This window comes from Bacteroides sp. 1_1_14 (assembly GCF_000162515.1).
In the GTDB taxonomy this organism is placed as follows: domain Bacteria; phylum Bacteroidota; class Bacteroidia; order Bacteroidales; family Bacteroidaceae; genus Bacteroides; species Bacteroides thetaiotaomicron.
Genome location: NZ_GG774714.1, coordinates 67,932 through 82,788 on the forward strand (window position 1 = coordinate 67,932; position 14,857 = coordinate 82,788).

A 14,857-nucleotide genomic window follows, 5' to 3' on the forward strand; every position below is an offset into this window, starting at 1 on the left:
TTACTTTTGTCGTCAACAAAATAACTAGATAACGACCGACATGAAAACAATCGTAAACTTAACAGCATATATTCTTATTCTATTAGGACTTTATAGTTGTAACGATGATGTATTCGTCGACGACTTCCGGACTTCCGACACCGAATTTACTTTGGACGGGAATGGTGATGAGGTAACTATTCGTTTTGCATCCTCCAATTGGGATTTGGTTTGGATGTATACTTACGATAGTGACTTTACCCATCAATATGAAGTTTATGATGCCGACGACAATCTGATAATGAGAAACCAGGACGCTTACCTGAAAGGATTAGGTAAGATTGTGTGCAATGAAAAGCTGACCGATTTCATCATTCAACGCAGTAACCCCAAAGAGCTAAAGATAACGGTGGGCGAAAACGTCCGTAACGACTACTTTAGATTCATGCTTGTAGTGAGCAATGAGTATGAATCACAAGAAATATATGTTCAAATTACCCCGTCGGACAGATATGTGTTCGATCATATCACTTATTCTTTAAATGGGTATTCTCATGAATGGAGACTGGAAGAAACTATGAGTTTTATACAATCTAATAATTTAGGTACTCCCTCCCCATGCCTGTTATTCCCTTACAAGGACGCCCACCATGAAGTGGTGTTCAAAAGCGATGACCCTGAGGCTTTCCGATTATTGGGAGGAGATAATCCGACAGTAGAGATACCAAGCATGGAAAACGAATGGTTGGGAATGAACGGTGTACAGGCGCAATATACGTCTGAGCAGCAAGCGCTGCCTTTGCCTTTCCCTGATACGGAGAAGAAGGAGATTTCTATCCCGCCTAAAACTACCCAACGTATCATCGTGCTGTTAGAATGTGAGTGGTTCGAAACGGAGTACACCCTTTATGCTGTTCACCCTAAGAATGGGAGACAGCGCACTATAACCGGTACGTTGCAAAGTAAAATGCCCGGAAAATGTTACATAGCACGCGAGAATATCAAATGAGTAGAAATATGAATACCAGACGGTCTCTGTATATAATCTGCTTGCTGCTGCTTTCAGCAGTCGGCAACAAATTGGACGCTCAGACAGTAGTGAAATCTGTCCGACAAGCGAATGACAGCACCAACCATGCCCTCATCCATCAGATAGGTTTTGACGTTCGTCCGGGCTATGTAGCTCCGACAAACAGTTTCCTCGAAGGCGATAATGCACAACGTCAGAAAATTGACCGATCACTTTCCCTGCACTTGAAGTATGCTTTCCAGTTCAGCAAAGATTCCTATTTGGGGAGGCTGTATCCTCATGCTTATCAGGGCATCGGTGTTTCGCATAATACATTTTATAATTCCGCTGAACTGGGAAATCCGGTGGCGGTATATGCTTTTCAAGGGGCGCCTATTGTACGACTTTCATCCCGTTTGTCGTTGGATTATGAGTGGAATTTTGGTGCTTCTTTCGGTTGGAAACAATATGATGAACACAGCAATTGGTACAATGACGCTATCGGTTCTAAAATCAATGCGTATATCAATTTGGGCTTTGTCTTGAACTGGCAGTTTTATCCACAGTGGAAACTTGCAGCAGGTGTGGACTTCACTCATTTCTCCAATGGAAATACGCGTTATCCCAATGGAGGTCTCAATACTATCGGAGGGAGAGTCGGCATTGTACGTACCTTTAATGCCGAAGATAAGGCGTCCGGAGCAATTGCTCCCAAACGCCTTTACATAAAGCCACACGTCAGTTATGACTTGTTGGTATACGGCGCCACTCGCAAAAGAGGATTTGTTAAAGAAGGTATCCCCACTTTGGTTCCCGGTTCGTTCGGTATTGTAGGTCTCAATTTTGCCCCGATGTATAATTTCAATAACTATTTCCGGGCAGGACTTTCTGTGGATGCGCAATTTGACGAGAGTGCTAATATTAAGGACTATAAGCTAGTAGGAACTTATGGGGACGATATAAAGTTTCATCGTCCTCCATTCCGCGAACAATTTGCGGTGGGGTTGTCTCTTCGCGCAGAACTGGTGATGCCTATTTTCTCCATCAATGCCGGTATCGGACGAAATATGATATATAGTGGCGATGATACGGAAGGTTTCTATCAAATATTGGCTCTCAAAACTTATGTTACCCGCCATTTGTTTCTGCATGTGGGATATCAGTTGAGTAAGTTTAAAGACCCTAACAATCTAATGCTGGGGATTGGATATAGATTTCACGATAAGCGGTGAAAGGGGCTGTAGTTTTCAAGAAACACTTCGCTTTTGAACTATATTTATCTGAAGATTAAACTACAGATAACAAATAGATTATTTATCAATAAAATAGAAAAACTCCAAAACGAATATCTATTTACTCGAAATGTATCTTTAATGCAGTACAAAATCGCTATGATTAAAAGTATAAACTGAAAAAGTATAAATGGTATCGTTAGTAGTTCTTGAACCCACCCTATGAAAACTAAGTCGGATTTTGTGAAGTAAGCATTTAAATATAATAAACAAAAATACCCAACTATGGCGAAACTTATCCAAAAAAGTTTCTTCTCCGAAATTATTTTTGTTATTATATCCATGGTCAGTCTATTTGCCATAATGTTGTGTATTGTAGTTTGTACAAAAGTATGATAAAAATATTATAGACATAACTATTTTTCATTTATTTACTTTTTATGTCCTTGTTTATTTTTAATCTAAATAGATGGCCTAGCCTTTAGGCCCCCTTAAGAACTTCTGCATACCTTGTTTGAAATGCTCAATTTCTTGTTAAATTGCGGCTCTAATCAATTAATCTTTGAATTTCAATACCTGCGCTCGCTAAAATTTGATTTTAACAAGCAGCAGGTATTTGTAATTCAGCAGACTCTACTTAATAATTTATTGAAGACTGCTATCATTTTGCTCTGTCATCCTAAGCTTGCCGAAGGATCTACTCTTTATTTATATCAAAGAAAAGATTCTTCACTACGCTCTGAATGATAGAATGATACTTCTATCCGGCTTTTGATACAGCCTTTCTCCTAGTTGTAATATAGCACTTTACTAATTGTTAAATGCATTTTATTACCAATACAACTTGAAAGAGGAATTTATAACCTCAAACTATATCTTTTAAAGAATTAGTCTACCCTATCCAACTCTATTGTAGCTATTTTGTCTTTATCAGGGCTAGCTTCATTTTGTATAAGAGTTATGTGATTTTTGGTATAATTTTTAATTACCCAAGGAGCCCCGGCAAGTTGAAACGCAATATCATTAAATGTAATATAGCTCCCTTCTATCGTGTAGGTAATATCAAATTCATCATAATCTTCCCAAATAACTTTTCCTTTTTGGGTATTTATGAATTGTATACCAATCCCTCTATCTTTCAATATCCATGCACCACAATGTCCGGTGCCACGCCATGAAGTTTGATAGAGGGCCTCGGGAGTGAGTTTTCCCGCCCATTCTTGTTCTTCGTTGTCTTGGACATCACAAGCTATAAAGCAAAAAGCTACTAAAAACAAAGCGAAGAGCATCAATAAAGAGGACTGTTTTATATTATATTTCATATCTAATTAAGTTTTCAATTTACAAAAATAGTTTATATATTAACATGATTCTTACATACATAAGCATCTGTTTTCAACTCTAACAGGACAAATGAATTATTGTCTTTATATGAGTTGATGTCTACTTGATTTCGTGTTTTAGTGATTATCCTCAATGTCTATAATCCAATGATTTTATATGAATTTGCTAATGTTGTTATTGATATTTTCTTTTCAGGTAGTGATTCTATCCAGTTTCTAATGCCATAGATATCTAAGATTCTATCGTCCCCTTTATTTATGTAATATGATAAGCAAAGATGAGTAGCAGGATCGTAAATATATTCAATATTAGTCTTTTCATAATAAAATCTATAAAAGTTTCTTTCATTAAATCCTGTTAGTTCTATGGATAATGGTGATTTTAAAGTAGGATTCAGTTTAGTATCTTTATTATATGATATTTCTATGTCAGAACTAAAAAACTTGGATTTTTCAGTTGCTATTTTTTCTACTTTCTGTATGAAAACTTCATTGTTCTCATTTTTCCTTAATTCTTCATCTGTAGCGGATGACGCCATAGCGTCACTCAATATTATTCTATCTGTTTGCCTTGTAACTAAAACGGCTGCTACATCATAAAGAGCTTCATTGGAAGGTGTTGTACGGGCGAGAACTCTCACGATTTCAATGCGTGGAGGTACTAGCTCTTTGTTCGCAGGTAGTATCTCGTTGAAGGTGTCATCAAGGCGTTGTTTGAAATTTTGCTCGAGTACAAAGGCTGATAGAGGATACAGGCTATTGTCTGCTATATCTATCATTGTATTGTTAGCCATGTCTTTTAAAGAATATCTCCACGGTGTTAAGTCTATATTGATATTAGAAACTTTTGTATTTATTGCTACGCTTTGACTTACTTCCCCTCCAAATGTTTTCATATCTAAATAAGTATCTGTACTTTTAAAGGTTGTTGTTGCGTCAAAGTTGGAACCGTTGAAACCTAAATTAATACTAGTAGCGTTATTGAGGTTAATTACTGAAGTGTTTATAGAAGTATACATGTCATCTTCTTTTTGTTGAGCGGTTGTCCCTTCTTTGGCTTTGCTTGCGAATAAGGCATAAACCTTTCCTCCTGTAAAATAATCTGTTAATATGAATTCACCAAATTCGTTAAGTATGGATGCCATTGGGGCATTATACAGGATATTTGTGAAAATATGATTCTGAAATTGGCTTATATACCATAGTCTTGAACTTGGTAAATGATTTAATGTGGATTGCCCTTTTATAAAAGAAACTTCGAGTTCACCATAAGTAGCTTTTTCTATATTACCGAATAACTTTGTGATTGCTTCCTTTTTTTCTGTTGCGAAAACTTTAGGATTGAAAGTAAACTCAGATGATACCTTTTTGCCAAATCTTGAATCATACAAGTATTTGTCGAGATTATTATAAGTGAAAATATTAGTCTCTGTTACAGTTATAAGTTTTTCTTGTAGATAAGAAGGTCTATATTTTCTTATAGAGTCAATGTCTATTATCGGAAAACCTAAACTATTTATGCTTCCTTGTATATGATTTCTATCTTTTATTTTATAACTGTATCCAAGGAAGATTTCGTCTTTTCCTGAATTGCTTTTTCTAGTTTGTGGTTTGCTTAATATTAGTTTTTCTTCTAAAGGAAGATTTGGATTTCTTTCTTGTAGTATAATGTTGTCTCCTGTGTTTTGCCCTTTCTCTGTCGGAATAATGGCAAGTTTCTCAATATCATTTGTGCAGGACGAAAATGATATTATTGACATTATTATTGTTGCGAAAATATTATATTGTTTCATGTCTTTTTGCCTTATGATTAATATTCATTTACTGGGATTCTGTTAATGAGATGATTCTGATAGTGTTTAAAAGAAAATAATGCATTTGTCATGAGGCAGATGCGAGACTATTACATTCAGGCTTGTTTGCTTGAAATTGTAATTACTTGGAAAAACAGAAAGCACAATTTGACTAATTGACTCTCTTTAATTTTATCATACGAGAATTGGTTAAAGCAGCTTTGCTATCAGCAATTTCTAAAGAATTTCCATTGTACTTTTGTTGTATCCAGTTTCCATGAATAGGAAGAGGTCCATCAATGTACATAAATTTGTCACTAATCTCATATTCAAAGCTTATTGTTTCAGGATCAATGTTATAATCAAATTTATACTCACAAACACCTCTTTTTTCTGTATAAAAAACGATTCTTATAGATCCTTTTGAGTCAATTTCTCCATTCGTTAAATAAAGAATTTCTCCTTCCCATTCAGTTTGTTTTAATTCGTTTGCACTAAATATGAACTCCTTTTCAGTTTTCTTATCTTCTTCGTCACTACAGCTAAAAAAGAAGGTGCTAAAGGATAATAATAGAAGTGTTTTGATTATATTCATGATGGTTATTTATTAAGTCTGAATAAAGATAATGGTTTATTAATATTCCTAATAAACACAGATTTATTAGGAATATTAATTTTGTTTATTGTTACTACAATCCAAAGATTCTGTATCTCTGGTAGATGGTTGTCATGGAAACTGCCTTGATAGGAATGCTGTTTATCCAATCTAATATTCCATATGTATCAGGAATATAGTCATCATCATAGTATGCAAAGCAATACATAGATGTCGGATTGTATATATACCAAATATTAGTATTGGTGTTTTTGAATTTGTACATACTTTTCTCATCTACATTGTTTATCTGAAATGATAGTGTAGTTTGTATGATTGGATTTATAGTTTTATTTGGATCTGCTTTAATTTTTAATTGATAGTATTTGCTCTTTTCGTCTTTTATCGCATTGCTTTTGGTTAGAAAGGTTGCAGTAATGTTGTTTGCTCTTAATTCTGCATCAGATTGGCTAGCGGCGTCTGGATTTGCGAATATAAGTTTATCTCCTTGCCTTGTATTGAGCACAGGAACAATATCATATAATTTTTCTCCAGAACTACTTTTTCGAACATACATTTTAATAATTTCTATATAAGGCTCTTCAAGAGTTTCTTGGTGTTGAAAATCCATGTGGGTATCATTATATCTTTGTTTGAAGTTCTCTTCTAGAATGAAATCCGATATAGGATAAAGTCCCCCCTCTTGAAGATCAATCATTGTATGCGTTTTGGGGTCATTTAACGATTGCAACCAAGATGTCAAATCAATGGAGTAATTCGTAACATCATAAGGTGGGGTTGCAACGCTATAACCATATGCTCCACCAAGAGTTTTGATGGAATATGATAATGTGGAGAATTTTTCGGTTATTGTTTCGGAGTTTCCCCTTTTTGTCCCAATGGATAAATTCCCTGAAGCAGAATTTATTGTATCGCCTGGAGTTGTTGGGTTGTTATTTTTCCATGCATAAGATGCGTTTATTGCTACATCCATATCTGTTTCTTTGCTGTCGAACTGGGTATTATTTCTGTCAAGTCCGTAAAATAGTGCTGAAGCTCATCCACCTGTATAGTAGCCAGTTAAAACAAATTCTCCATAACTCTGCATTAATTCCACCATAGATGAATTATAGAGAGCATCTACAAATAATTCGTCCAGATAGTCTGCTGCTATTCTTTTTAATGCACTGGGTGCTGTTTGCAAGTTTAGCATTCCGTTGACAACCTCTATGCTCAGTTCTCCATGTACTGTTTTTTCGCTATTGTCGGTGTTGTGGATAAAGGTTTCTTTAATGGTCTTTTCTCTGCCAAACTTGAATGGACCAACATTTAGTTTGAAACCGGACTTCACAGTTTTAGTAAAGGATTTATTTTTCTCTACACGTTCAAAATCGGAATAAGATAGTGCCTTAGTTTCTGTTGTCCTTAATTCTTTAGGATTGATGTATGAAGGGTACCTTTCAAGTAACTTCTTCATGTTGACAACCGGGTATTTGGCGTTAGCGAAATCACCGATAATAGAAGTTCCATTTTCTACTGCATAAGAGCATCCAAGGAAGTCTGTAGCATCGGTGAAGGATGCTCTTGTCGTGACTCTTTGGGCTGTTTTTTTCGACCACACTCTAGGTAAACTAGAGTTACGTTCTTGCAAGATGATTTCTGATGTGGAATTGCTTTGATTATCTACCGGAGTATAATTATTAGTTTCCTCCTCATTAGTGCATGATATTGTGAACAATATTATACATAGGGATATAAATAACTTTTTCATTTTGCGTATAATTTAAAAAGTGAGTGGTGATGATTGAGTAACGTTTTTGATGTTAGCTTTTCCTTTTGCACTTCGTTGAGTATCTAAGTTTACTTCTTCATAATCCGGTTCGGCTATTTCATCAACATATATTCTTCCGCTCCAACGTCCGGGTAGTTTAGCTTCTCTAATCTCTTTATCTTTTTCATTAAAATATTCGATAGTAGCGACATAATCTACTGATACATCATAAGCTTTAAAATAATATGTCAGTGTGAGCTTTGTACGCGGTTTAACTGCTACAGGAATTTCCTTATATAGTGTTCTCAGTACTGTTCTGCGGATGCCGGGCTCATATTTCGTATCAACAGGAACCTTATTATTAGGTACAAGATCTATTTCTCCTAATGTTACGGTGGGGAGTGCAAATTCTAGGTCCGATGCCGGGACTTGAAATGCAATACCTTTCTCTTCTTCAAAATAAGAATTGTCTTTCATTTCTTTAATGAACTTCAGATTATCCCGCTTTTCTTGAAATGAAACATTTGTGGTTGCTTGTTGGATAGAAATATTTTCTCTTTGAACTACGGTAGCTGAATATGGATTAATAAATTCAAGTTTTTTTAGAGTGAATGGAGCATCGGGAGTGATGGTGAACTCTTGTTCTGCCTTTTGTGAATATTGGCTGTAACCTACATTGCTTCCTTGTACTTCAACAACATAGTTGAAAACATCCCACCAGCCATCGCTTCCTTGTCCGATATACGATTCACTTTGAATAACGTACCCTCCCGGATTATTGCTTGCGGGTATAATATCCCAAGAAGCAGAAGGTTCATTTGGAGAGTTAGTAGTCATGATTAATACTACTTTTTGGTTTGGATTGCTTGTATAGTGCCCTACAGCTAAAGGGGTATCTGTTGCTTTTGAATAAATTAAATAAGGTATTCCGACTATTGATGAGGGAATTTTTACATAAAATTTCTGTGATGGACCGGGCTGTTGACCACGTGGGAGATCTGTGTAGACGATCTTTCCTCCTCCTCTACTACCTTCTCCTGAGAGATAACCTCTATTGTTGTTAATTTTTAGCGTAAAAGGCAATTCCCGAATAGCCCACATGTTCTCAGAAAAATATTGGTCGTAATTACTGGAAGCCGCTCTAGTCTTTGTTTTCTTTAGTTCATCCATTCTTTCTTTTAATGCTTTTAACTCGTCTGTCATTTTAAGTGGTTCAAGGCTATCGACTGACAGTGCCTTTGTCTCTGCGGATGTAACTAATTCTTCTGCCGAAGATTGAATCTCGCTTTCAATTTCATTCTCACATGAGAATAAAAATAGCGCACTGCAACACAATGCTACTAAAAATTTAGAAATGTTTTTCATAAATATTATTTTTATAGGATTAATATTGGCGTTATGACAGGACAAATGAATCGTCTTTATATGTGTTGATGTCTACTCGATCTCAAACTCTCCAATGAAAGTCACATCTTTTTCTATATAAAGCAGTTCATATTGTCCGGCTTTGAAACCATCTAAATCTATTTTATAGATTTCTTGCTTATCAGGAATCACCATATCTTGGAATACAATGTTTCCATTCTTGTCTTTAACTTGGAAAGTGGTTGGCTCATTCGATTTTCCAAAGAACTGTACTTCGATGTTATTACCTTCGAGAACTGCTTCTATGGGTATAAAAACAATATCTTTCTTAAGGTGATCCCATATTTTTAGTTGTATATACTTGCCTCTGTGGCTTGATAAACAATTGGCCTCCATTGTCATAAATGAAAGGACAATTAATAATAAGGTAATACTTAGCTTTCTCATATCTTTAAATGTTTTCTGCAAAGTTATTAAAATACAAGAGACCAAGTATGGGAGATATTAGTTTTGAGATGGACAGACGGTATCTGATAATCAGTCACTTATGGATTTAGGCTGGACTGTGAATATGACATTGGTAATATCTCTATAAAATATGGATATTAATGCATATTCTTAATCAAATATTCGTATAATGAAGAATTAGCCGGGAATGTGATATTTAGTTTCTGTTTAAGTCTGGAACGCTTTTTACTTACGGAATTGGGAGCAATATTTAATAGTATCGCTTCTGTATTGGTATCGAATCCAAAAAGGTACAAACAACAATATTGAAAATCTTCTTCTGGTAAATTCGGACCTAAGCTATATATATAATTATAAAGTTCAGGATATATGGTTGTTATTTCATTTGTAATGGCTTTCCATTGTTCTTCCGTTATGAGCGATTCATCATTTCCCGGTATGTTTTGATTGCCTAATTTTGTTAGTTCTTTGTATAGAGGCGAATCTACTAGTAGTTTATTCTGTAGTTTTCTATAATTAGCCGATAAACGAACGATGTCTTCTTGTAGTCGATCATAATTTTCATCTTTTTCTTTGAGGTTGTTTAATATAATTCTTTTCTTTTCCAGTTCGAGTTTAAGATTATATAAATCTGTTTTTATGTTACTCAATTCAGCTTGTTGATTTTGTATTTTTTCATTCGCTCTCTTTCGAAATAGCAGATATCCCATTATCATAAATAGTAGAGCTGAAATGCAGATAATTAAAACGATGATATAACTTTGTTCTTTGTTTTTTAGGTCAATGACTTCTTTCTCTATTTTCAGGTTGTTATACTTGGTTTCTATATCCAGTATTTTGGACTGACTGTCTGCATAAATTAATGAATCTACTATTTCTGTGTATTCTTCCAGATTTGTAAGTGCTTCTTTATAATTTCCTTCTGACTTATAGATTTGATAATATAAATTTTTGATGCTATATGTATAGTCCGGATTATCTTGTGGAACTCTTTGCAGAAGTTCTTTGGCTTGCTTTAAAGAGTCGGAAGTGATATATAAGTCAATTAGTGCTATATAATTTGGCATTTTGTTTCTTCCTTCCAATGCTTTATAAAAGCACTTTTGGGCTTTATCATAATTGTTTTGCATTACATATATGTTGCCCAGAGTGTTTTCGATTGAAGCTTTTACATCTTTATCCTCTGAAGTCTCGGCTATAGAATCTGCCATAATCAGTATTTCAAGGCCACGGGATATCGAATCAGTGCATGCGTATTCACGGCCCATATCTCTTAGAGCACAAACGTAGCTATCAGTGTTATTTTCTTTTTTGAAATTGTTGGCAGCCATTTCGTATTTTTTGATAGCTTCTGTCCGCATGGCCTTTGCTGTATATAAATCTCCCATATAGCTATATGTATACCCAACTAAATTATAGAGTTTGTTCTTTTCTCCAATCTCTAACGCTTTAGTATATATAGACATTGCTTTGTCATAATCCCCGTCATTTGCATAGGAACGTCCTAAATAAATTAAGATTTGTACTTGTTCATTGGATTTACCGTAGGATGAATACCAAGTGTTAGCTCGCTCGAATTGATAAGATGGCAATAGGGTATTAAAGATTTCGTCAGTGACTTTGCCCGATAGTATGCACCAGCGTGCAAAGGTTTTATCATCCAGTTGTTCCGGAGATGCTATGTTTTCCAGTATGCTTGATGCGCTATCAGGATTTACTTCTATGATGTTTTCAGCCTCGTCCAGTTTTTTGTCCAAAGTGGATTGTTGTTTGCTGCACCCTACTAATAAGAATGTAGATAGAATAGTTATCAATGTACTGCTTTTCATCTGTTTGTCGTAATTTAGTTCGTTATAGATACTATTCAAAAAGAATGTTTTGCCTGTCGTCAAAGCAGGAATGTTATCTTCCTATTGTTACAAAAGTAAGAATTTAATTTATATAATGCCATTTATTATGTTTTTATTCTTGTAACTTGATGTCAAATAGGTAATTTCATAAATCAAGAAGTTATTGTTTACCGCTCTTTTAGATGCAAATGATCCTATATTCTCCTGTCTTTCAATTGGTATTATCATATTATCTCACCGATATCTTCATCGTTCTACCCGGGTGATATGATCATCGCACTTAGGTGAACTGATCGTGTCACAGTAGTAGACAGTTCGTCCTACCCGGGTGGAACGATGAAGATATCGGTAAGAAAACATGCAGATGTAGGTATCAAAAGAGAAGGATATAGGTAGCAGCATAACATATGAAGCCTTAAAAACAATGAGAGATACCCTTGAAGTGGATGAGAGATACGTGAAAAATAGCTGTTTGAATGAAGAAAAGAGTGAGAGACACCTGTTTGAAAAGGATCTCTCACTCTTTATATTGCTGATTATCTACGGCTTATCTTAATGGAATGAGACCGTGAGACCAAAAAGTTTTTTTTATTTCTGGGGAGGAGGTGTGGAGAGTTATCCCAACAACTCTTTTACTTTTGCAGAAATAGCACGGCCTTCTGCCAGTCCTGCCAACTTCTTGGAGGCAACTCCCATCACCTTACCCATATCTTTTCCGCTGGTAGCACCTGTTTCGGCAATGATTTCCTTCAATGCAGCTTCCAGTTCTTCAGCAGTCATTTGTTTGGGCAAATAAGCTTCCATTACGGCAACTTGTGCCAGTTCTCCGTCAGCCAGATCCTGACGTCCCTGTCCGATATAGATTTCGGCAGAGTCCTTACCTTGTTTCACCAGTTTCTGAATGATTTTCAAGGCTGCTTCGTCTGTCAGTGTATCGTTGGCTCCCGGAGCTGTTTTAGCTTCGATGAAGAATTTCTTTATGTTTCTTAAAGTCTCCAAGGCAACTTTATCCTTTGCCTTCATTGCGTTTTTAATGTCTTCGCTGACTTTGTCAAATAAATCCATGATGATATTTATATTTTAATTATTTACAATTTGTAATAGCAAGGGGAAGAACCATCTAGAAAGTGATTACTCCGTCATTGTCCGTAGCCTCTTCCATGGCAACTTCCTCTTCAAGAGCCGCTTTCGTCTTGATTTTCAACAGCTTCGTTTTATCGCGCGTGTAAGTAGGAGATTCCTCTATCATGGCGATGATGTCGTCGTTGTCCAAATCTTCGGTATTGAAGATATAGATATGGCGACGGCTGCGCAGGCTTTTCTTTCCGATGCCGGCACTTTCACCGTATGCCTTGCGGATACGCTCTTTATTCTTCTCCTTCTCTTCTTCAAGCTGCAACTGGCGTTCTTCCTCCTCCTGGCTGCGGGCTTCGTGCAGTGTGTCCATACCGGGCACGTCTTCCACACCAAATCCGGTGGCGAGTACGGTGATCTTTACTTTGGTGTCCAGAGAGTTGTCTACGGCGACTCCCCAGATTACTTCCACACCTTCGCGGAACTTGCTCATGAACTCGTGTATCTCGTTCATTTCTTCCATCATCAGTTCGGACGTGGGACAGAAGGATACGTTCAACATTACCTTTTTTGCGTTGAAGATGTCGTTGTTGTTCAGCAACGGAGAGTGGAGGGCATCGTCGATAGCTTTGGTGACACGGTTCTCGCCTTCTCCGAATCCGGTACTCATGATGGCTACACCACCGTCTTTCAGGATGGTCTTCACATCGGCAAAGTCCAGATTCACCGTACCACGCATGGTGATTATCTCGGCGATACTCTTTGCAGCGATGGAAAGCGTATCATCGGCCTTGCCGAAAGCATTCATGAAGGTAAGGTCGGCATATATTTCGCGCAGGCGCTCGTTGTTGATGACCAGCAGGGCATCTACGTGCTGGGCGATACGTTCGACGCCGTCCAGTGCCTGAATGATTTTCTTTTCTCCTTCGAAAATAAATGGAATGGTGACAATACCTACTGTCAGAATATCCATCTCCTTCGCAATGCGGGCGATGACAGGGGCGGCTCCGGTTCCGGTTCCTCCTCCCATTCCGGCAGTGATGAATACCATCTTGGTGCCGTCGTTCAGCTGTTCTTTGATATCGTCAATACTTTCTTCGGCGGCGTCGCGTGCCCGTTCGGGACGGTTGCCGGCTCCAAGTCCTTGTGTGATGCTACGGCCCAGTTGCAGTTTCACCGGAACGGGTGACTCGGCCAATGCCTGGTTGTCCGTGTTGCAGAGAACGAACGTTACGTCATGTATGCCTTCCCGGTACATGTGGTTCACAGCGTTACCGCCACCGCCACCTACACCAATTACTTTGATGATTTTCGGTGAGTCGGTCGGGAAATCGAATTGTACTATCTCGTCCATATTATTGAATTTTGAATTTATTTCATATCGTCGTCAGAGAAGATTTCCTTGGTCAGGGAGTCGATCTTGCGTTGAATCCAGCTGGGACCGGCTTCTCTCTTGCGTCTTTCTTTCTCTTCTTTCTCCTTCTGCTTGCGGAGTCTTTCAGCTTCCTTGGCGGCTGCCCGTGCTTCTTTCTCTTCCTCTTCTTTCTTGAGGCGTGCCAGTCGGGCTTGCTCTTTCAGTTCCTGATCGTCCTCAAACATGTCTACGGTCTTGTGAATTTCCGGCTCCGGTCGGGGAGTGGCGGGAGTGACCGGTATCTGGGGAGCGGTTTCTATCAGGCAGCAGTTCTGATTGCCTTCGAACAGAAGTCCGAACAGGGTGTTCTGCGAACCGTCCTTCTTCAGTATATTGCTGGGAGCGTGAACGGTGTTGCGTGGCAGTTTCGCCATTCTCATCTTTTCTATCTTCGAGCGTCTGCGAAGCATTTCTTCCAGATTCTTCAGGTTGGCGGCTCCACCTGTGAGGATGATGCCGGCCAGCAGTTTGTCTTCGTAGCCGGAGATTTGAATCTGGTTCCATACGTTAGCGATGATTTCCTCGGCACGTGCCTCGATGATGTTGTTGAGCTTGCTCAGTTCGACTGTGCGGCTTTCATCTTCGAGCTTGCAGGTGGCGGGCTCTTCGCTTTCGTCTTCTTCGTATAGGGCGTCTCCGTAAGTTTTCTTCAGACGTTCCGCTTCTTCTTCCTCCATTTGCAGGGTGGTGATGTCGCGGGTGATGCTGTTTCCTCCCAGCGGCAGCACTGTCAGGAAGCGGAGAATGTTGTTTTTATAAACCGAAATAGTGGTGGTATCAGCTCCGAAGTCGATGAGTGCGCAGCCCGAACGGCGTTCGCTCTCAGTCAGCACGGCATTGGCTGTTACCAGTGGCGCGATCAGTTGGTCGGCAATATCGATCTTTGCCTGCTGGAAGCAGTGTTCCAGATTCTTCCGTACGGAAGAGCGGGCGACGATATTGAGGAAACGTCCTTCGATGTGGC

At 38.0% G+C, this 14,857-nt stretch carries 13 protein-coding genes; 2 read left to right on the forward strand and 11 right to left on the reverse strand.

What is annotated here, in order from left to right:
- The first annotated feature begins 40 nt into the window (after nt 1–40).
- Nucleotides 41–988, forward strand: coding sequence for a hypothetical protein (locus HMPREF9007_RS01510; protein WP_008763696.1), 948 nt, complete (start codon nt 41–43; stop codon nt 986–988).
- Nucleotides 985–2,220, forward strand: coding sequence for an acyloxyacyl hydrolase (locus HMPREF9007_RS01505; RefSeq protein WP_032850790.1), 1,236 nt, complete (start codon nt 985–987; stop codon nt 2,218–2,220). The genes HMPREF9007_RS01510 and HMPREF9007_RS01505 overlap by 4 nt, the downstream gene beginning before the upstream one ends.
- Nucleotides 2,221–3,107: 887 nt before the next feature.
- Here the strand turns inward: HMPREF9007_RS01505 and HMPREF9007_RS01495 are convergent.
- From HMPREF9007_RS01495 to HMPREF9007_RS01450, 11 genes are all read right to left on the reverse strand, one after another.
- Nucleotides 3,108–3,542: a hypothetical protein gene (locus HMPREF9007_RS01495; protein ID WP_081030013.1), complete on the reverse strand. Its 435-nt coding sequence runs from the start codon at nt 3,540–3,542 to the stop codon at nt 3,108–3,110.
- 158 nt (nt 3,543–3,700) lie between these two features.
- Nucleotides 3,701–5,356, reverse strand: a complete 1,656-nt coding sequence (locus HMPREF9007_RS01490; RefSeq protein ID WP_008763700.1) for an MAC/perforin domain-containing protein — start codon at nt 5,354–5,356, stop codon at nt 3,701–3,703.
- A gap of 172 nt (nt 5,357–5,528) precedes the next feature.
- A complete protein-coding gene (locus HMPREF9007_RS01485; protein WP_008763701.1) occupies nt 5,529–5,951 on the reverse strand; it encodes a hypothetical protein in 423 nt (140 codons plus the stop codon).
- 94 nt (nt 5,952–6,045) lie between these two features.
- Nucleotides 6,046–6,945, reverse strand: a complete 900-nt coding sequence (locus HMPREF9007_RS27915; RefSeq protein WP_225652078.1) for a hypothetical protein — start codon at nt 6,943–6,945, stop codon at nt 6,046–6,048.
- 63 nt (nt 6,946–7,008) lie between these two features.
- On the reverse strand, nt 7,009–7,722 hold the full coding sequence (locus tag HMPREF9007_RS27920; protein WP_225652080.1) for a hypothetical protein: 714 nt from the start codon (nt 7,720–7,722) through the stop codon (nt 7,009–7,011).
- Between the two features lie 12 nt (nt 7,723–7,734).
- Nucleotides 7,735–9,087, reverse strand: a complete 1,353-nt coding sequence (locus tag HMPREF9007_RS01475) for a hypothetical protein (RefSeq protein WP_032850791.1) — start codon at nt 9,085–9,087, stop codon at nt 7,735–7,737.
- Nucleotides 9,088–9,159: 72 nt separating this feature from the next.
- Complete coding sequence (locus tag HMPREF9007_RS01470; protein WP_008763703.1) at nt 9,160–9,534, reverse strand: DUF3244 domain-containing protein; 375 nt, start codon at nt 9,532–9,534, stop codon at nt 9,160–9,162.
- 158 nt (nt 9,535–9,692) lie between these two features.
- Nucleotides 9,693–11,384: a tetratricopeptide repeat protein gene (locus tag HMPREF9007_RS01465; RefSeq protein ID WP_032850797.1), complete on the reverse strand. Its 1,692-nt coding sequence runs from the start codon at nt 11,382–11,384 to the stop codon at nt 9,693–9,695.
- Nucleotides 11,385–12,020: 636 nt separating this feature from the next.
- Nucleotides 12,021–12,470, reverse strand: coding sequence for a GatB/YqeY domain-containing protein (locus tag HMPREF9007_RS01460; protein WP_008763705.1), 450 nt, complete (start codon nt 12,468–12,470; stop codon nt 12,021–12,023).
- A 55-nt stretch (nt 12,471–12,525) separates the two neighbouring features.
- Complete coding sequence (gene ftsZ / locus HMPREF9007_RS01455; protein WP_008763706.1) at nt 12,526–13,833, reverse strand: cell division protein FtsZ; 1,308 nt, start codon at nt 13,831–13,833, stop codon at nt 12,526–12,528.
- A 17-nt stretch (nt 13,834–13,850) separates the two neighbouring features.
- Nucleotides 13,851–14,857: cell division FtsA domain-containing protein (locus HMPREF9007_RS01450; protein ID WP_008763707.1), on the reverse strand; the 1,007-nt coding region annotated here is incomplete at its 5' end.

Excerpts from the sequence above, each read along its gene's own strand:
- HMPREF9007_RS01510 (WP_008763696.1), top strand. The coding sequence starts at position 41 with ATGAAAACAATCGTAAACTTAACAGCATATATTCTTATTCTATTAGGA.
- HMPREF9007_RS01505 (WP_032850790.1), top strand. The coding sequence starts at position 985 with ATGAGTAGAAATATGAATACCAGACGGTCTCTGTATATAATCTGCTTG.
- HMPREF9007_RS01495 (WP_081030013.1), bottom strand. The coding sequence starts at position 3,542 with ATGAAATATAATATAAAACAGTCCTCTTTATTGATGCTCTTCGCTTTG.
- HMPREF9007_RS01490 (WP_008763700.1), bottom strand. The coding sequence starts at position 5,356 with ATGAAACAATATAATATTTTCGCAACAATAATAATGTCAATAATATCA.
- HMPREF9007_RS01485 (WP_008763701.1), bottom strand. The coding sequence starts at position 5,951 with ATGAATATAATCAAAACACTTCTATTATTATCCTTTAGCACCTTCTTT.
- HMPREF9007_RS27915 (WP_225652078.1), bottom strand. The coding sequence starts at position 6,945 with ATGGATGTAGCAATAAACGCATCTTATGCATGGAAAAATAACAACCCA.
- HMPREF9007_RS27920 (WP_225652080.1), bottom strand. The coding sequence starts at position 7,722 with ATGAAAAAGTTATTTATATCCCTATGTATAATATTGTTCACAATATCA.
- HMPREF9007_RS01475 (WP_032850791.1), bottom strand. The coding sequence starts at position 9,087 with ATGAAAAACATTTCTAAATTTTTAGTAGCATTGTGTTGCAGTGCGCTA.
- HMPREF9007_RS01470 (WP_008763703.1), bottom strand. The coding sequence starts at position 9,534 with ATGAGAAAGCTAAGTATTACCTTATTATTAATTGTCCTTTCATTTATG.
- HMPREF9007_RS01465 (WP_032850797.1), bottom strand. The coding sequence starts at position 11,384 with ATGAAAAGCAGTACATTGATAACTATTCTATCTACATTCTTATTAGTA.
- HMPREF9007_RS01460 (WP_008763705.1), bottom strand. The coding sequence starts at position 12,470 with ATGGATTTATTTGACAAAGTCAGCGAAGACATTAAAAACGCAATGAAG.
- ftsZ (WP_008763706.1), bottom strand. The coding sequence starts at position 13,833 with ATGGACGAGATAGTACAATTCGATTTCCCGACCGACTCACCGAAAATC.